General features: G+C 70.6%; 13 protein-coding genes. 10 read left to right on the top strand and 3 right to left on the bottom strand.

From position 1 onward, the window contains the following. The first annotated feature begins 10 nt into the window (after positions 1-10). The 9 genes from AB0I45_RS00930 to AB0I45_RS00890 all read left to right on the top strand — a co-directional run bounded on the left by AB0I45_RS00930 (position 11) and on the right by AB0I45_RS00890 (position 11,913). On the top strand, positions 11-2,014 hold the full coding sequence (locus AB0I45_RS00930; protein WP_360316088.1) for a PH domain-containing protein: 2,004 nt from the start codon (positions 11-13) through the stop codon (positions 2,012-2,014). 37 nt (positions 2,015-2,051) lie between these two features. Next, positions 2,052-2,555 carry an Rrf2 family transcriptional regulator gene (locus AB0I45_RS00925; protein WP_265809139.1) on the top strand — a complete coding sequence of 168 codons (504 nt, stop codon included), beginning with the start codon at positions 2,052-2,054 and terminating at the stop codon, positions 2,553-2,555. Between the two features lie 185 nt (positions 2,556-2,740). Continuing rightward, positions 2,741-4,009 (top strand): globin domain-containing protein, encoded by a 1,269-nt coding sequence (locus tag AB0I45_RS00920; protein WP_360316084.1) that lies wholly within the window; start codon positions 2,741-2,743, stop codon positions 4,007-4,009. Positions 4,010-4,096: 87 nt separating this feature from the next. Then, complete coding sequence (locus tag AB0I45_RS00915; RefSeq protein WP_360316081.1) at positions 4,097-4,990, top strand: DUF2520 domain-containing protein; 894 nt, start codon at positions 4,097-4,099, stop codon at positions 4,988-4,990. Between the two features lie 151 nt (positions 4,991-5,141). Then, positions 5,142-6,677: a lysine--tRNA ligase gene (gene lysS / locus AB0I45_RS00910; RefSeq protein WP_360316078.1), complete on the top strand. Its 1,536-nt coding sequence runs from the start codon at positions 5,142-5,144 to the stop codon at positions 6,675-6,677. Positions 6,678-7,005: 328 nt separating this feature from the next. Continuing rightward, complete coding sequence (locus AB0I45_RS00905; protein WP_247618251.1) at positions 7,006-7,299, top strand: hypothetical protein; 294 nt, start codon at positions 7,006-7,008, stop codon at positions 7,297-7,299. A 10-nt stretch (positions 7,300-7,309) separates the two neighbouring features. After that, entirely contained in the window at positions 7,310-7,636 is a 327-nt protein-coding gene (locus AB0I45_RS00900; RefSeq protein ID WP_276087651.1) for an Lsr2 family protein, read from the top strand. Between the two features lie 403 nt (positions 7,637-8,039). Then, on the top strand, positions 8,040-10,664 hold the full coding sequence (locus tag AB0I45_RS00895; protein ID WP_137318049.1) for an ATP-dependent Clp protease ATP-binding subunit: 2,625 nt from the start codon (positions 8,040-8,042) through the stop codon (positions 10,662-10,664). Between the two features lie 715 nt (positions 10,665-11,379). Continuing rightward, positions 11,380-11,913: an amino-acid N-acetyltransferase gene (locus AB0I45_RS00890; RefSeq protein WP_137320295.1), complete on the top strand. Its 534-nt coding sequence runs from the start codon at positions 11,380-11,382 to the stop codon at positions 11,911-11,913. Between the two features lie 49 nt (positions 11,914-11,962). On the opposite strand, the gene AB0I45_RS00885 is transcribed toward AB0I45_RS00890, so the two are convergent. Beyond that, positions 11,963-12,913 carry an A/G-specific adenine glycosylase gene (locus AB0I45_RS00885; protein ID WP_360316073.1) on the bottom strand — a complete coding sequence of 317 codons (951 nt, stop codon included), beginning with the start codon at positions 12,911-12,913 and terminating at the stop codon, positions 11,963-11,965. 478 nt (positions 12,914-13,391) lie between these two features. Between AB0I45_RS00885 and AB0I45_RS00880 the strand changes: the two genes are divergently transcribed. Beyond that, the gene (locus AB0I45_RS00880; protein WP_360316070.1) at positions 13,392-14,057 is read left to right on the top strand and encodes a hypothetical protein; all 666 of its coding nucleotides are present in this window, start codon (positions 13,392-13,394) and stop codon (positions 14,055-14,057) included. 18 nt (positions 14,058-14,075) lie between these two features. Here AB0I45_RS00880 and disA read toward each other — a convergent pair whose 3' ends face one another. Together disA and radA are read right to left on the bottom strand one after the other, a co-directional pair. Further along, positions 14,076-15,188 (bottom strand): DNA integrity scanning diadenylate cyclase DisA, encoded by a 1,113-nt coding sequence (gene disA, locus AB0I45_RS00875; RefSeq protein ID WP_360316067.1) that lies wholly within the window; start codon positions 15,186-15,188, stop codon positions 14,076-14,078. Between the two features lie 247 nt (positions 15,189-15,435). Further along, positions 15,436-16,842, bottom strand: coding sequence for a DNA repair protein RadA (radA, locus tag AB0I45_RS00870; RefSeq protein WP_247618254.1), 1,407 nt, complete (start codon positions 16,840-16,842; stop codon positions 15,436-15,438). Between the last annotated feature and the right edge of the window lie 330 nt (positions 16,843-17,172).

Raw genomic sequence — 17,172 nt, 5'->3', positions numbered from 1 at the left:
ACCCGAGCCGTTGAACCCCGGACCGATGGAGCCCGGGCATGGGACGCCCGACACCGGGTCGACCACCTCCGACTTCACCGAATGGCGGCGGGTCCACCCGCTGACCCCGGCGCTCAAGAGCTGGCTCTTCATCCTCGCCGCGATCGGCGTGCTCCTGGCGCAGAGCCAGCAGTTCCTCCAGGAGCTCGTCACCGGCGGATTCACCGGCTCGGACGGGATCCTCGCCTGGCTGCTCGACCACCCGCTCGTCATCCTTGCGACCCTCGGCGGGCTCATCCTGCTCCTCGCCCTCATCGGGTTCCTCAACTGGCTCGTGTGGCGGCGCACCGGCTACCACATCGACGACGAGGCGATCTACCTGCGCAAGGGCCTGCTCAACCGGCAGCTGCGCACCGCCCGGCTCGACCGGGTGCAGGCGATCGACATCAACCAGCCGCTCGTGCCGCGCCTGTTCGGACTCGCGAAGCTGCGCTTCGACGTCGCCGGCGGCAAGGACTCCTCCGTCGATCTCGAGTTCCTCGGCCGCGACCGCGCCGAGGAGCTCCGGGAGGCGCTCCTCGACCGGGTGCGGGCACTCCGCGCGGCCGAGGACAGCCATCGGGCCGGCGACCCGGCCGGTGGATCCGGGTCGGCTCCCGGTGTCGGTCACGGTCCCGCCGGGACGCTTCCGGACAGTGCCGGCCATCCCGGCGATACGGGCGCCGGCAGCGGAGTCCCCGGCAGCGGCCCCGGAAGCCATCCCGGAGGTGCGGTCGGCCGTGCTGACGGACCGGCGGGCGGACGCGGCCGGGCGAGTGCCGCCTCGGCGCCGGGGGCGAACCTCGGCAGCCGCCTCATGGCACGGATCGAACCGACCGCGGCCGGGGTGATCGGCGACATCGGAGGCACCCTCACCGACGTGCTCCGGCCGTACACCGTGCGGGCGCGCGCCGACGACGACGGCCGGATCCTGCGCATCCCCGCCCACACCGTGCTGCTCTCCGGGCTGCTGTCGACCGGCACCCTCGTGACGCTCGCGTTCGTCCTCGCGGTGCTCGCCGGGTTCGTCGTCCTCGCCGTGATCGGCCGCTGGGAGGCGATCACCGGCAGCATCGTCGCGATCATCCCGCTCTTCGCCGCCGCGTACGGCGTCGTGAAGAAATCCTTCGACGAGTCGAACTTCTCCGTCACCATCACCCGCGACGGGCTCGCCGTGACGCACGGGCTCACCACGACCACGCGCCGCATCATCCCGCTCGACCGGATCCAGGCGGTGCGGCTCTCCCAGCCGCTGCTGTGGCGCTACCCGGACTGGTGGCGGGCCGAGTACACCATCGCCGGGCAGGAGGGGGAGAACACCTCGACGACCCTGCTGCCCGTCGGCTCGCTCGACCAGTGCCTCATGATGCTCGGACTCGTCCTCCCACACCCGCAGGTGCCCGGCGGCCTGAGCGGCCGCGAGCTCATGGTCGAGGCGATGTACGCCGGCCCCGCGCCGGGCGCGGATGCCGAGCCGTCGGATGCTGAGCCGTCGGATGCTGACGGTCCGGGTGCCGATAGTCCGGATGCCGGCGGTCCGGATGCCGGCGGTCCGGGGGTCGAGGCGCTCTTCCACCACCAGGACCGGGCCTCGCGCTGGCTCGACCCGCTGACCTACCGACGCAACGGCTGGGTGCGCACCGGCAGCATGCTCGTCATCCGGTCCGGCCGCCTCGACCGGCGCGTCGACTGCGTGCCGCACGCCCGCGTGCAGTCGATGCGGGTGTTCGCCGGGCCGATCCAGCGTGCGCTCGGACTCGCGAGCGTCGACCTCCACTCCACCGCGGGCCCGGTCAAGCCGCAGGTGAGCCACCAGACGGCGGCGACGGCGGAGGAGTTCTTCTTCGAGCACGCGGAGATCACCCGGCAGGCCCGCGCCGCGCTCGACGCGCACACGGGCGGGCCGGATGTCGTGGAGCCGCACACCGGCGGGCCGGATCCGGTGGAGCCGCATAGCGGAGGGCCGGATCCGGTGGAGCACGGCCCGCTCCGTTAATTGGAGTTATAGACTCCGAATTAGGTACGGTGGACCCATGCAGGTATCCCGGTTCACCGACCTCGGCCTCCGCGCACTCATGATGCTCGCCACGGCCGAGTCCGGGACGCGCATGACCACCGCCGAGCTCGCCCTGCGACTCGAGGCCTCGGAGACGCACCTGGCGAAGGCGATCTCCCGACTGTCCGGGACCGGCGTCATCGCCTCACGGCGCGGGCGCACCGGAGGGCTCACACTCACCGAGGAGGGCCGCACCCGCCCGATCGGCTCGATCGTCCGCGAGCTCGAAGGGGTCGGCGCCGTCGTCGACTGCTCGACCTGCCCGCTGCGGGGGAACTGCCGGCTCAAGAGCGTGCTCGACCGCGCCGAGCAGGCGTTCCTCGCCGTCCTCGACGAGGTCTGCCTCAGCGATCTCGTCGACTCCCCGACCGGACCCGTGCTGCTGACCCTGCTCTCCGGCCCGCCGGGAGACCGCGGGCCTGCGGCGCCGCTGACCGAGCGCGCCGGCCCGGACTGCGGAAGACCGGCAGCGGTGTCGTGATCCCGACCCTGCCCTGCCATGCCCGACCCGATGCCCGCGCACCGACCGCCTCGGGCCCGGCCCGGTCCGATGCCCGGGCACTGACCGCCTCGGGCCCGGTGCCCGCGCGCTCCCCACAGATGTTCCACCAGCTCAGGCATGCCGCCGGCGGCGGTGTGTGAATCCGCAACAGTTCAGGAGAATCCATGAGCACGTCCGACCTCTACCTCGACGAGAAGGAACTCGACTCCATCGGCCTCACCCCGGAGCACGAGGAGATCATCAAGGCGACCCTGCCGCTCGTCGGGTCGAAGATCAACGAGATCACCCCGATCTTCTACTCCCGCATGTTCGAGGCCCACCCCGAGCTCATCGCCGACACCTTCAACCGCGGCAACCAGAAGCAGGGCGCCCAGCAGCGTGCGCTCGCAGCCTCCGTGGCGACCTTCGCCACCATGCTCGTCGACCCCGAGGCCCCGGCCCCGGTCAACCTGCTCTCGCGGATCGGGCACAAGCACGTGTCCCTGGGCATCACCAAGGACCAGTACCAGATCGTCCACGACAACCTCTTCGCCGCGATCGTCGAGGTGCTCGGCGAGGACGTCGTCACCCCGGACGTCGCCGCGGCCTGGGACTCCGTGTACTGGCTCATGGCCGACGTGCTCACCGACTTCGAGTACGACCTCTACCGCTCGGCCCGGGTGGAGCCCGGCGACGTGTTCCGTGCGACCACTGTGGTCGATCGCCGGGACCTGCCCGGCGACATCGTCCACTTCACCGTGCGCGCCGCCGAGGGCTCGGCGGACCTGCCCGGGCACCTCCCGGGCCAGTACGTGTCCGTCGGCGCACGCCTGCCCGACGGTGCCCGCCAGCTGCGCCAGTACTCCCTGGTGCGCGGCGGCAGCGCGGCCGGCGAGCTGTCCTTCGCCGTCAAGCGGATCCGTGCCACGGAGAGCGCCCCCGAGGGCGAGGTGTCCAACTGGCTCGGCGAGAACGTCCAGGTGGGCGACTCCCTCGAGGTCACCCTGCCCTCCGGCGACCTCGTGCTCGACACGCAGGCGACGAACCCGGTCGTGCTGATCTCCGCCGGGATCGGCGTGACCCCGATGCTCGGGATGCTCGACAGCCTGGCCGCGAGCGGTTCCGCCCGCACCGTGGTCGCGCTCCACGCCGACGACTCCGCCGAGGTCGACGCGTTCGGTGCCGCCCGCACCGGGTACGCCGCCGGTCTGGCCGAGGGCTCCGCGATCACCTGGTACGGCACCGGGACCCCCGACGCCGAGCTCCAGGGCGAGGTCCGCGAAGGCCTCATGGACCTCAGTGCGGTCGAGCTGCCGGAGGGCGCGAGCGTCTACATCTGCGGCTCCAACGGGTTCCTCCAGTTCATCAGGACGCAGCTGGACGAGCGCGGCGTCGCCGCCGCCGACGTCCACTACGAGCTGTTCGCTCCGAACGACTGGCTGCTCGACGCCTGAGTCGCACCGCGGCGACTGCGTCCGTCGGCGCCCGGTAGCCTGTGTGGACTGGGCCCGGCGGACGCTCCGGGCAGGGGAGGGAGTGCGATGAATCTCGAGGATCAGACCCGGCTCGGGGTCGGCATCGTCGGCTGCGGGAAGGTCGGTGCGGTCATCGGCCGGGCGCTGCGGGCCGCCGGTCACGCCGTCGTCGGCGTCACCGCCACCTCCGAGGCGAGCCGCGACCGCGCCGAGGCGATGCTCCCCGGGGTGCCCGTCCTCGACATCGAGACCGTCGTCGAGCGCGCCGAGCTCGTCCTCTTCACCGTCTCCGACGACGTGCTCGGCGAGCTCGTGTCCGGGCTCGCCGCGCTCGGCCGCTTCAAGCCCGGGCAGATCATCATGCACTGCGCCGGCCGGTTCGGCACCGAGGTGCTCGAGCCCGCCGCCCGGGCCGGTGCCATCACCATCGCCCTGCACCCCTCGCTGTCCTTCACCGGTACGAGCATGGACCTGCCGCGACTGCAGGAGGCGACGATCGCCGTCACCGCCGCCCGCACCGTGCTGCCGATCGGGCAGGCGCTCGTCGTCGAGATGGGCGCGGAGCCGATCGTCGTCGCCGAGGCCGACCGCCCGCTCTACCACGCCGCGATCGCCCACGCCTCGAACCACACCGTCGCGATCGTCGGCCAGGCGCTCGAGGTGCTCGCCGGGCTCGGCATCGACGACGCCCCGCGGGTGCTCGCCTCGCTGCTCCGCGCGAGCGTCGACAACACGCTGCAGTCCGGGCCGGGTGCGCTCACCGGGCCCGTGAGCCGCGGCGACGTCGACACCGTGCGCGCCCACCTCGAGGCGCTCTCCGAGCAGGCCGTCGAGGCCGGCTCCACCGAGGTGGGGGACACGTATCGGGCGCTCGCCCGGGCGACCGTGGCCCGCGCCCTGCGCAACGGCACGATCGACGACGCCAAGGCCCTGCAGATCATCGAGCTCCTCGAGAGCTGAGAAGCTCTGATTCCGGCCGGGCGGCCGGGGCCGTGCGTGGTCTGCCGGGCCGGCGGGTGCCTCGGGAACCGCGGATTCCTGCCGGGGCCGGCGGGCGCCTCGGGACCCGCGGATTCCTGCCGGGCGCACCGCACGCGGTAGCCTTGGAGCCATGCCAGAACTCGATCCCGCCCAGGCCGGTGCTGCCCCGGCCGACGCCCCGGACCACCTCGACCCCGAACAGCTGCGGATCCGCAAGGACAAGCGCGTCCGGCTGCTCGAGGAGGGGCAGGAGCCCTACCCGGTCCACGTGCCCCGCACCCACACCCTGGCCGAGGTGCGCGAGGCCTACCCCGCGCTCGAGGACGGGGAGGAGACCGAGGACGTCGTCGCCGTCGCAGGACGCGTCGTGTTCTTCCGCAATACCGGCAAGCTCTGCTTCGTCACCCTGCAGGCCGGGGACGGCACCCGCCTCCAGGGCATGCTGTCGCAGAAGGAGGTCGGCAAGGAGCGGCTCGACGCCTGGAAGTCCGACGTCGACCTCGGCGACCACGTGTTCCTCCGCGGCCGGGTCATCAAGTCCAAGCGCGGCGAGCTCTCCGTCATGGCTTCGGAATGGCAGCTCGCCGCCAAGGCCCTGCGCCCGCTGCCCGCGCTCCACACCGAGCTCACCGACGAGACCCGGGTGCGCCAGCGCTACATCGACCTCATCACCCGCGACGCCGCGCGCCAGGCGGTCAAGCTCCGCTCCGACGTCATGATCTCCCTGCGCCGCACCTTCGCGGAGACCGGCTTCATGGAGATCGAGACGCCCATGCTCCAGACCCTCCACGGCGGCGCCGCCGCCCGGCCGTTCTCCACCCACATGAACGCCTACGACATGGAGCTGTTCCTGCGGATCGCCCCGGAGCTGTTCCTCAAGCGGGCGGTGGTCGGCGGCCTCGACAACGTGTTCGAGATCAACCGCAATTTCCGCAATGAGGGCGCGGATTCCACGCATTCCCCGGAATTCGCGATGCTCGAGGCCTATCAGGCATATGGCGATTATCATTCGATCGCGGATCTCACCAAGACGCTCATCCAGAATGCCGCCCGCGATGCCACCGGTTCGCTCCAGGTCACCCTGTCCGACGGCACGGAATACGATTTCGGCGGCGAATGGGCCGTCGTGAGCATGTACGATTCGCTGTCCGAGGAGGTCGGTGAGAAGATCACCGCGGAGACCACCGTGGAGCGGCTCGCGGAGATTGCGCAGAAATACGATATCGATCTCGAAGGAGTGTTCCGCAGCCACGGCAAATACGTCGAGGAGATGTGGGAGCACTTCTATTCCGACCGGCTGTGGGCGCCGACATTCGTCGTCGATTTCCCGCTCGACACCTCGCCGCTCACCCGTGAGCACCGCTCGAAGCCGGGCGTGGTGGAGAAATGGGATCTCTATGTGCGCGGATTCGAGCTCGCCACCGGCTATTCGGAGCTCATCGACCCGGTGATCCAGCGCGAGCGCTTCGAATCGCAGGCCCGCGACGCCGCGCGAGGCGACGACGAGGCGATGGCGGTGGACGAGGAGTTCCTCATGGCCATGGAGTACGGCATGCCGCCCAGCGGCGGCATGGGCATGGGGATTGACCGTCTGCTCATGGCGCTCACCGGGCTGGGGATCCGGGAGACGGTGCTCTTCCCGCTCGTCAAGCCGCTCGAGAAGTGAGCGGACTCCGCTTCATCGTCAGATGGATCGCCCTGTGGTCAGCGACACTGCGAATTCCGGTTATCCGGTTCTGCGTTCTGCGGTGACCCGCACAACTGCGAGGTGATCGATGGTGGCGGCCGATATCCCGCGCAGAGTGCATTCGCCTCAGGTGCGGTTTATCGGCGCGATCCGGGCCGGATGCGGCGTTCCATGATATGCACATTCGAGCATATGCGGCGCGCGGTCACATGAAGTGCTCATCACGCGGTGGGAGAATAACCGTGTTGTCCAGATCATATTTCAGCTCTCTATTCGCCGCGGCGGTATTCGTCGGTTAGGATTCATTATGGAATACGTCAAAGTCCTCCTTCCTTCGATCTGTGTCGGACTGCTCTTCTGGTACGTCATCCGTTCCGTGGTCCGCGCCGACAGCATCGAACGGAGGGAGATGGACCGTTTCTATTCGGAGAACGAAGATTCCGCGGGTGAGTCCCCGGAATCCACGGGTGATCTGAATGATCTTCGTTCGTCCGGAGCGGATCCGACTCACGACGCACTGAATGCATCCGATTCGCCTGCGCACGACTCCACCGTGCCGGTCGAATCGACCTCCCGAAAGGACCCCGAACATGGCTCGTGAAATGAAACTCATGCTGACTGACGACATCGATGGCAGCGAGGCCGCGGAGACCGTGAGCTTCTCGCTCGACCAGCACAGCTACGAGATCGAACTCTCCAGCGCCAACGCCGCCAAGCTGCGCGAGGCCCTCGCCCCGTACATCGAGAAGGCGCGCCGCGTGGCCTCCCGCCAGCGTTCCACCGGTCGTCGCCGCACCGGCGGCGGTGCAGGTGCCTCCTCGCGCACCGGCGCGGACACCTCGACGGTGCGCGCCTGGGCCAAGGCCAACGGCCACGACGTCTCCGACCGCGGCCGCATCCCGGCCGAGGTGTTCGAGGCCTACGACGCCGCGCACTGAGTTACGCGCAGTACTTGAACCGCAGCGCCACCTCGGACGGTTCATCGAACGGGTCGGTTCTCCTCGCGAGGGCCGGCCCGTTCGTCGCCCCTCCCTGCGCAGTGCCTCGTCGAACTGCGGAGTATCCGAAACGGAACGCGCAATTGCGCGTCGATCCTCGGATACCCCGCAGTACGGCGGGCTGCGGTCTGTGCCCGAGCCGGCCCGCGCCTCGGGAACGGCGGATCACCCACGCCCACTTCGCGCTCATCCCGCGATCACCCCGCGCGGTCATGCGGATTCCCGCCGCCGCACCCGGCGATTACGCCGTGAGCCGAATCCCTTTCGGCTGACCGCGAAACCGCAATAAATCGCCGCGAGCGGTGGTTAGAGTCGAAGGAATCAACAGACCGAGGAGGGGCAAATGTTCGAACGGTTCACAGATCGTGCCCGTCGCGTAGTGGTCTTGGCGCAGGAAGAGGCCAAGCTGCTCAAACACAACTACATCGGCACCGAGCACATCCTGCTCGGCCTCATCCACGAGGGCGAGGGCGTCGCCGCCAAGGCGCTCGAAGGCATGGGCATCTCGCTCGACCAGGTCCGTGAACAGGTCACCGAGATCATCGGCCAGGGACAGCAGGCCCCGAGCGGCCACATCCCGTTCACCCCGCGTGCCAAGAAGGTGCTCGAGCTCAGCCTCCGCGAGGCGCTCCAGCTCGGCCACACCTACATCGGCACCGAGCACATCCTCCTCGGCCTCATCCGCGAGGGCGAGGGCGTCGCCGCCCAGGTGCTCGTCAAGCTCGGCGCGGACCTCGGGCGCGTGCGCCAGGAGGTCATCAAGCTGATCTCCGGCTACCAGGGCAAGGAGCCCGTGGCCGCCGGCGGTCGCGAGGAGGGCACGCCCTCGGGCTCGCTCGTCCTCGACCAGTTCGGTCGCAACCTCACCGCCGCCGCCCGCGAGGGCAAGCTCGACCCGGTCATCGGCCGCAAGGAGCAGATGCAGCGGGTCATGCAGGTGCTGTCGCGCCGGACCAAGAACAACCCGGTGCTCATCGGCGAGCCCGGCGTCGGCAAGACCGCCGTCGTCGAAGGCCTCGCCGCCGCGATCGTCAACGACGAGGTGCCGGAGACGCTCAAGGACAAGCAGCTCTACACGCTCGACCTGGGCTCGCTCGTCGCCGGATCCCGCTACCGCGGTGACTTCGAGGAGCGCCTGAAGAAGGTCCTCAAGGAGATCCGCACCCGCGGCGACATCATCCTGTTCATCGATGAGATCCACACCCTCGTGGGTGCCGGCGCGGCCGAGGGCGCGATCGACGCCGCCTCGATCCTCAAGCCGATGCTCGCCCGCGGTGAGCTCCAGACGATCGGTGCGACCACCCTCGACGAGTACCGGAAGAACATCGAGAAGGACGCCGCGCTCGAGCGCCGGTTCCAGCCGATCCAGGTCCCGGAGCCCTCGCTGTCGGACGCGATCAAGATCCTCGAGGGTCTGCGCGACCGCTACGAGTCGCACCACAAGGTGACGATCACCGACGGTGCGCTCGCCGCAGCCGTCAACCTCTCCGACCGCTACGTCAACGACCGGTTCCTGCCGGACAAGGCCATCGATCTCATCGACGAGGCCGGCGCGAAGCTGCGGATCTCGCGGCTGTCGACCCCGCCGGAGATCAAGGAGCTCGAGGAGCAGATCGTCGAGGCCCGCCATCGCAAGGAGGCGGCGATCGACGCGCAGGACTTCGAGCTCGCCGCCAACGAGCGCGATGCGGAGATGAAGCTCCAGACCAAGCACGACGAGGCGGAGAAGGAATGGCGCTCCGGCGCCAAGAACGGCTCCGCGATCGTCGACGAGGAGCTCATCGCCGACGTGCTCGCCTCGGCGACCGGGATCCCGATCTTCAAGCTCACCGAGGAGGAGTCCGCGCGGCTGCTCCGCATGGAGGACGAGCTGCACAAGCGGATCATCGGTCAGCAGGACGCCATCAAGTCGGTGTCCCGGGCGATCCGCCGTACCCGCGCCGGCCTCAAGGACCCCAAGCGGCCTTCGGGCTCGTTCATCTTCGCCGGGCCCACGGGCGTCGGCAAGACCGAGCTCGCCAAGGCGCTCGCGGAGTTCCTGTTCGGCGACGAGTCCTCGCTGATCTCGCTCGACATGAGCGAGTTCTCGGAGAAGCACACGGTGTCGCGGCTGTTCGGCTCGCCTCCCGGCTACGTGGGCTACGAGGAGGGCGGGCAGCTCACCGAGAAGGTGCGGCGCAAGCCGTTCTCCGTGGTCCTGTTCGACGAGGTCGAGAAGGCGCACGCGGACATCTTCAACTCGCTGCTCCAGATCCTCGAGGACGGGCGTCTGACGGATTCGCAGGGTCGTGAGGTGGACTTCAAGAACACCATCATCATCATGACCACGAACCTCGGCACGCGCGACATCGCCAAGGGTCAGCAGCTGGGCTTCCAGATCGAGGGGGACACCTCCACTTCGTACGAGCGGATGAAGCAGCGCGTCAACGACGAGCTCAAGCAGCACTTCCGGCCGGAGTTCCTCAACCGCGTGGACGACACCATCGTGTTCCCGCAGCTGAGCAAGCCGGAGATCGTGCGGATCGTCGACCTGTTCCTCGCCCGCCTGGACGAGCGCCTGGCGGACAAGGGCATGAAGGTCGAGGTCACCCAGGAGGCCAAGAACCTGCTGGCCGAACGCGGCTACGATCCGGTGCTCGGTGCGCGCCCGCTGCGCCGCACCATCCAGTCGGAGATCGAGGACCAGCTCTCGGAGCGGATCCTGTTCGACGAGCTGCACTCGGGCCAGACGGTGTTCGTCGATGTCGAGGGCGAGGGCGCGGACGCCAAGTTCACGTTCGACGGCCGCGACACCGAGCGGGTGCCGGTGACCGTGGGCGCGGACGAGTCCGAGGACGTGAGCGGGGCCATCCCGGAGGCCGGTGTCGCGAACGCGGCGGCCACCTCGCACGCGGACCCGGATGCGGATGACTCCTCCGAGGGTCCCGCCGGAGGGGCCGCGGCCGGAGGCGCCGAGCGCACCCTCTGAGCCGGCCCACTGAGGTCCGTCGGCTGAGTCCGGCCGATTGAGTCTGGTCGGTTGAGCTCGGCCCGCTGAGCCCGGTCGGCCCGCGGTTCATACAGCAGAATCCTGCGGTTCCTGAGAACGGAACCGCAGGATTCTGCTGTGTCAGGACGGCGTTGGGGCGTCGGTGCTGCGTATCGGGTGGGTCTACTGAGTGCCGGGTACGGCGTCGGTGCTGTGTCGAGGGCGATTCGGTGGGTGCTGCAGCGGGTGGTGCGTCCGCGCTGTGTTCGGTGCGCGCGGTGGATGCGGCAGCGGGTGCGGCCGATCCATCACCGTCCGACTGCGGAGTATCTCGAATGGATCGCGCAATTGAGCGTTGATCATCGGATACCGCGCAGTCGGCGGTGCCGGCACGGCAGCGACGCCCCGGGGTCGGCGTGCCGTCGTTGCTCGCCGGCCCGGGGTCAGGCCCCGTGACCTTGCGCTATTTGGCGGATCCGCTCTCAGGAACCTTGGGAAATTGCAGTCTCGGGTGTTGAATGGAGGAATGCCTGCCGACCCCGCGACGCCACCGATCTCCGGTCCCGAGCGGACCACCGTGCCCGAGGCGACCACGGCACCCCAGGCGACCACCGCCACCGAGGCGCCCACCGTGCCCGAGGCGACCACCACGCATGAGCGGGCCACCGCCTCCCAGGTGACCGCTGCGGCCGGTTCCGACCCCGGGACGCCGCCGCTGCCCGAGGCCCGGGAACTGCCGAGCGGACTGTTCATCCGCCGCGCGCGCACCCCGGACGTCAAGGCGATCCGCGGGCTGGTCGAGCCGCTCGCCGAGGCGCGGATCCTCGTCGCGAAGGACCCGGTGAACTACTTCGAGTCGCTCCAGGAGTTCCGCCTCGTCGTCGACCGCTCCGGGCCGCAGGAGGTCGTCGTCGGCTGCGCGGCCCTCCACGTGCTGTGGGACGACCTCGCCGAAGCGCGCACCGTCGCCACCCACCCCGACTACCGGGGGCGCGGCATCGGCCGCTCGCTCATGGAGCAGATCCTCGCCGACGCCCGGGACATCGGGGTCTCCCGCGTGTTCTGCCTGACCTTCGAGACCCGCTTCTTCCAGTCGCTCGGCTTCGAGGAGATCTCCGGCACCCCGGTGTCGCCCGAGGTCTACGTCGAGCTCCTCCACTCCCACGACGAGGGCACCGCCGAGTTCCTCGACCTCGCCCGCGTCAAGCCGAACACCCTGGGCAACTCGCGGATGCTCAAGCACCTCTGACCCGCACGCGCCTGCCCGCACCCGCCTGCCCACGCGCCTGCCCGCACTGCTACTGCGGGAGGTGGAGGACGCCGCCGGACTCCGCGGCCAGCCCGTCGGCGACGAGCGCGCGCACCAGCCGGTCCACCCGCTCGGAGTCCCCGAGCTCCCGCACGCGCAGCACCGCCGCCTCGACCCGGTCGGGCAGCGCGGCGAGCGCCTCGGCGTCGAGGTCCGCAGTGCCCGCGGTGAGGAGCGCCCGCGCCACGCCGCTCACCTGGCCCGCCCCGGCCGGTGCAGTCTCACTCGCGGCTGCCGCATCGGATCCCGCCGCCTCGTTCGCGCCGGCTGCGGCGACCGCCTCGGCCGGCGCGCCTGAACCGTCAGCGCCTGGCGGCCCGGCGGCGCGGAGCACGGCCATGATCGCCCCGCGCAGCTGCCGGTCCGTGCCGTGCCAGGCCTGGGTCGTGGGCTTCCGCCCGGCGTCCGCCGGCCGCCCGGCGGCGAACCACCGGCACTCGGCCTGCAACGAGCACTCCTCGCACGCGGGGTTCCGCGAGGTGCACACGAGCGCCCCGAACTCCATGAGCCCGGCGTTCCACTCGACGTGCTCCTCAGTCGGCACAAGGGCCGCGGCCCAGTCGCGCTCGGCCCGGGTGGGTGCGGGAGTCGGGTGCGAGCGGCCGGCGAACACCCGGCCGAGCACCCGCCGGATGTTGACGTCGAGCACGGTTGCAGGCTGTCGGTGCGCGAACGCGGTGACCGCCGCGGCGGTGTAGTCGCCGACCCCGGGCAGTGCACGCAGCGCCGCCTCACCCACCGGAACCGCGTTGTCGTGGTCGTCGGCGATCGCCCGCGCGGTGTCGCGCAGCCGCAGGGCGCGCCGCGGGTAGCCGAGCGAGTCCCAGGCGAGGAGCACCTCGGCGGGGGAGGCGTCCGCGAGGTCCGCCGGGGTGGGCCAGCGCCGCATCCACTCCGTCCAGCGCGGCGCGACCCGGACCATCGGTGTCTGCTGGGACATCACCTCGCTCACGAGGATGCCCCATGCCGAGGTGCCCTCCGCCCGCCACGGCAGGTCGCGGGCGTGCGCGGCGAACCAGTCGACGACGGTGCGCCGGACCCGTGCGAGCTGGGATTCGTGCGGGATCCGGAGTGTCTGGGCGGTGTTCGCGGCCCGGCGTTCTACTCTCGAGATGATGTCTCCTTCGACCCGTGGTCCTGGTTCCGAACCCCCGCGCTCATCCGGCTCCTCCGGCGCCCGGCGCCGCGGGGGTCAGTCCGCTGCCGGCGGATCGCGCCGCGGCACCGGGAAGGCGAGCGGCACCGGCCGGAGCAGCGGCTCGGCAGGCGGGCGCTCCGCCTCAGCGCAGTCTAGTGGCCGCACGTCCACTGGCCCCCGTTCGCCCGGCGCCGGACCGGCCGCGAACCGGGCCCGAGGTGCGCGCACCTCGGCGACCGGAGGCGGCTCGGGCAGCGGGCGCGGAGGCGGCGGACAGGGCATGGATGCCGTGTACCGTCGCCGCCGGATGACCGTGGCCGTGCTCGGTCTGATCATCCTCGCCGTCGTCGTCGGTGCGACCATCGTCATCGTCCAGGCGCTGCGGTCCCCGTCCGAGGATCCCGCCCCCGTCGCGGAGCCGACGGAGACCGCGGAGCCCACCGCGCCCATGCCCACCGGCGACGACGCGAGCGGAGCCTGCCCGACGGAGGCGGTGACCGTGGGGGCGGCGACCAATGAGAAGTCCTACGACCCCGGGGCGAGCGCCACCCTCGAGCTCATCGTCACGAACACCCACGACGCCGCTTGCCGGATCGCGGTCGGCACGAGCGAGCAGACCTTCACCGTCCGCAAGGACGGGGAGACGGTGTGGAGCTCGGAGTATTGCGCGGACCCCGAGGCCGACGGCGACGCCGCCGAGGCCGAGGTCGTGTTCGCCGCCGGGTCGGAGAAGCGCGCGGCGCTCAAGTGGACCGTGGAGCCCGTGGACAAGAACTGCAACCGCATGGCCGAGGGCTTCGAGGGCGGGAAGTACGAGCTCGTGACCTCGCTGGGGGAGACGGAGAGCGAACCTGTCGAGTTCGAGATCACCGCCCCGGAGCCCACCGAGGAGCCGTCCGAGGAATCCGCCGAGGAGGAATCTGCCGAGGAGGAATCCGGCGAGTGACCGGAGCCGCGCCGGGCCTCAGCTCTCGGTCGCCTCTTCCACGATCCGGTTGAGGCCCTCGCGCACGATCCGTGCCCGGTGCTCGCCCACGCCCTCGACCGATTTGAGCTCGGTGACGTCGGCGGCGAGGAGCTCGGTGAAGCGACCGAAGTGCTCGGCCAGCCGCTCGACGACGAGCGAGGGGACGCGTCGCATCGAGGACAGCACCCGGTAGCCGAGCGGGTAGACGTGGCGGTCGAGCGATTCGCTCGCCGCCGAGGAGCCGATCGAGCGGGCGACGACGTCGATGTCGACGAGCTCGCTGCCGGACAGGCGGGAGAGGTTGCGCATGACGTCGTCGATCTCCCCGTGCTCGGGGATCGCATCGATGTAGTCGCGCAGCAGGTTGAACTGGACGTTGCCGAACGAACCCATGAGCTCCTCGTGCTGGAGCGTGACGAGCCGTCCGTCCTGCCCGAGCTCGAGGATGTAGGTGGAGATCTCCGCGGAGATCCGGCGCACCATCTCCTGGCGCTGGAGGACGACGAGGACGTCGGCGAGCGTGGCGCGGTCGACGACTTCGAGGTAGGTCAGCGTGCCGGTGACCTCGTCGAGCCGCGCCTTGTAGCGCTCGAGCGTGTCGAGGGCCTGGTTGGCGTGGGACAGGATCCGGTCGGACACCTGGAGGACGTGCCGGGAGTTGTGGACGTAGATCTGCACGATCTGCATCGACTGGCTCACCGAGATCACCGGGAACCCGGTCTGCTTGGCCACGCGCTCGGCGGTGCGGTGGCGGGTCCCGGACTCGGTCGTGTCGATCGCCGGGTCGGGGAGCAGCTGGACGCCGGCGGAGTGGATGCGCGAGGCGCCGCGGTCGAGGACGATCGCCCCGTCCATCTTCGCGAGCTCGCGCAGCCGGGTGGCGGAGAACTCGATGTCGATGGGGAAGCCGCCGGTGGAGATCGACTCCACGGTGCGCGAGCTGCCGAGCACGATGAGCGCACCGGTGCGCCCGCGCAGGATCCGCTCGAGGCCGTCGCGGAGCTCCGTCCCGGGGGCGGCCGCGGCGAGGGTGGAGAAAAGCAGATCGCCGCTCGCCCGGTCCTCCTCCGACTGGGGGTCGAGGATGTGCGGATTGGAATGGGTGCGCACCGGCAAGGCCTTTCGGAGCAAGGGGGAGGATCCCTCCAGCCTATCGATCAGGGGTGCGGCACGACCGCTGCGGCAGGTAACGAATGGGGTTCGAAACTGTATCGATACCGACAACCCGGCTTGCGGTCGGCGGCGGCACGCGAGCAACCACCCCGCCGGGGTCGGGGTCGGTGCCCGAACTCAAACCTGCGCTCACACCTCCTGCGCCTGCGCCCACCTACACCGCGCCCACCTACACCACGCCCACCTACACTGGTGCCTCCTGTCCCGGCGCTCGGCTGCCCTTCCACACCGGCCGGGTCTCCTCGGCACCGGTGAGCACGACGTCGATCGCGTCGATGACCGTCTCGCACTCCTTGACCCGCATGCCGGCCGGGACCGCGACGTTCTCCAGCGCCCCGCGCGCCACGACGGCGTTCGTCACCCCGAGCCGGGCGGCCTCGGCCAGTCGGAGTCCGACGTTCGGGACGTTGCGGATCTCCCCGGACAGGCTGATCTCACCGATCGCCACGAGTCGCGAGTACAGCGGGCGGTCGACGGCGGCGGACACGAGCGCCAGGCACACCGCGAGGTCCGCTGCCGGTTCGCTCACCCGCACTCCGCCGACCGTCGCGACGAACACGTCGTGCTTGCCGAGCTTGGTGTACTTCGAGGTCACCGCGATGTTCATCGCCACCCGGTTGCCGTCGACCCCGCTCACGGTGCGCCGCGGATTGCCCGCCGCGGACTCCTCGACGAGCGCCTGCACCTCGACGACCATCGGCCGGCGGCCCTCCTGGCTCACCGCCAGGCACGTGCCCGGCGCACGCGTGTTCGACCGCGACAGGAACAGCCCGGAGGGATCGGCGAGGCTCTCGATCCCGGTCTCCGTCATGTCGAAGCAGCCGACCTCGTCCGCGGGGCCGAACCGGTTCTTCGTGGTCCGCAGCAGGCGCAGCCGCGAGTGCCGGTCGCCCTCGAAGGAGCACACGACGTCGACGAGGTGCTCGAGCAGGCGGGGCCCGGCGACCGTGCCCTCCTTGGTGATGTGGCCGACGAGGATCGTCGGGATGCCGTGGTCCTTGGCCGCGCGGATGACCCCGGCGGCGACCTCGCGCACCTGGGTGACACCGCCGGGCACGCCCTCGACATCGCTCGAGGCGAGAGTCTGCACCGAGTCGATGACGAGGAGGTCGGGCTTCTCCGAATCGATCATCCCGAGCACGACGCCGAGGTCGGTCTCCGCGGCGAGGAGGAGCGAGTCCTCGAGTGCGCCGATCCGCTCCGCGCGCAGTCGCACCTGCCCGGCGGACTCCTCGCCGGACACGTAGAGCGCCCGGGCCGAGGCGCGCGCCGCCCGGGCGGCCACGTCGAGCAGCAGGGTCGACTTGCCGACCCCGGGCTCGCCGGCGAGCAGGATCACCGCGCCGGGCACGAGGCCGCCGCCGAGCACCCGGTCGAACTCGCCGACCCCGGTGGGCCGGGCACGGGCCAAGGTGCCGTCGACCCCGGTGATGGGGGCGGCGCGACGGCCGGCCGGGGCGGCCTTCGCCTTCGTGCGCACGGACGTGGCGGCCGGGCCGGTCTCCTCGAGGGTGCCCCAGGCCTGGCACTGGGGGCAGCGGCCGAGCCACTTGGGGTTCGAATGACCGCATTCGGTGCAGGTGTATGCCATGGCCCTCAGTCTGGCACGCACCCCGGACACGGCACCTCGGCTCGGGCCCGGCGACCACCTTGCAGCGACCCGCCGCGGGCGAGGCGACCACCTCGGACCCGGCGATCCGCCTCGGGGACGGGGGCCAACGAACTCGGTGGTCCACCTCGGACTCGACAGCGCACCCGGACACGACGATGCCGCCGCTCCCGGACGGAGCGGCGGCATCGGTGGGCCGTAGAACGCAGCGGCGTCAGGTGTTCCGGAGTCGGTTCAGTGCGCTTACCGGCGAGTATCCGCACTGGAATGACTCGGGAATCGTGGAACCGCACTGGAGTGACCCAGTAACCG

This window comes from Brevibacterium sp. NPDC049920, assembly GCF_040656435.1.
GTDB classification, from domain to species: Bacteria; Actinomycetota; Actinomycetes; order Actinomycetales; family Brevibacteriaceae; genus Brevibacterium; species Brevibacterium pityocampae.
This window is presented reverse-complemented; position numbering and strand designations above follow the sequence as displayed.

Coding starts and splice junctions, on each gene's coding strand:
- AB0I45_RS00925 (WP_265809139.1), top strand. CDS start 2,052: ATGCAGGTATCCCGGTTCACCGACCTCGGCCTCCGCGCACTCATGATG.
- AB0I45_RS00920 (WP_360316084.1), top strand. CDS start 2,741: ATGAGCACGTCCGACCTCTACCTCGACGAGAAGGAACTCGACTCCATC.
- AB0I45_RS00915 (WP_360316081.1), top strand. CDS start 4,097: ATGAATCTCGAGGATCAGACCCGGCTCGGGGTCGGCATCGTCGGCTGC.
- lysS (WP_360316078.1), top strand. CDS start 5,142: ATGCCAGAACTCGATCCCGCCCAGGCCGGTGCTGCCCCGGCCGACGCC.
- AB0I45_RS00905 (WP_247618251.1), top strand. CDS start 7,006: ATGGAATACGTCAAAGTCCTCCTTCCTTCGATCTGTGTCGGACTGCTC.
- AB0I45_RS00900 (WP_276087651.1), top strand. CDS start 7,310: ATGCTGACTGACGACATCGATGGCAGCGAGGCCGCGGAGACCGTGAGC.
- AB0I45_RS00895 (WP_137318049.1), top strand. CDS start 8,040: ATGTTCGAACGGTTCACAGATCGTGCCCGTCGCGTAGTGGTCTTGGCG.
- AB0I45_RS00885 (WP_360316073.1), bottom strand. CDS start 12,913: ATGTCCCAGCAGACACCGATGGTCCGGGTCGCGCCGCGCTGGACGGAG.
- AB0I45_RS00880 (WP_360316070.1), top strand. CDS start 13,392: ATGGATGCCGTGTACCGTCGCCGCCGGATGACCGTGGCCGTGCTCGGT.
- radA (WP_247618254.1), bottom strand. CDS start 16,842: ATGGCATACACCTGCACCGAATGCGGTCATTCGAACCCCAAGTGGCTC.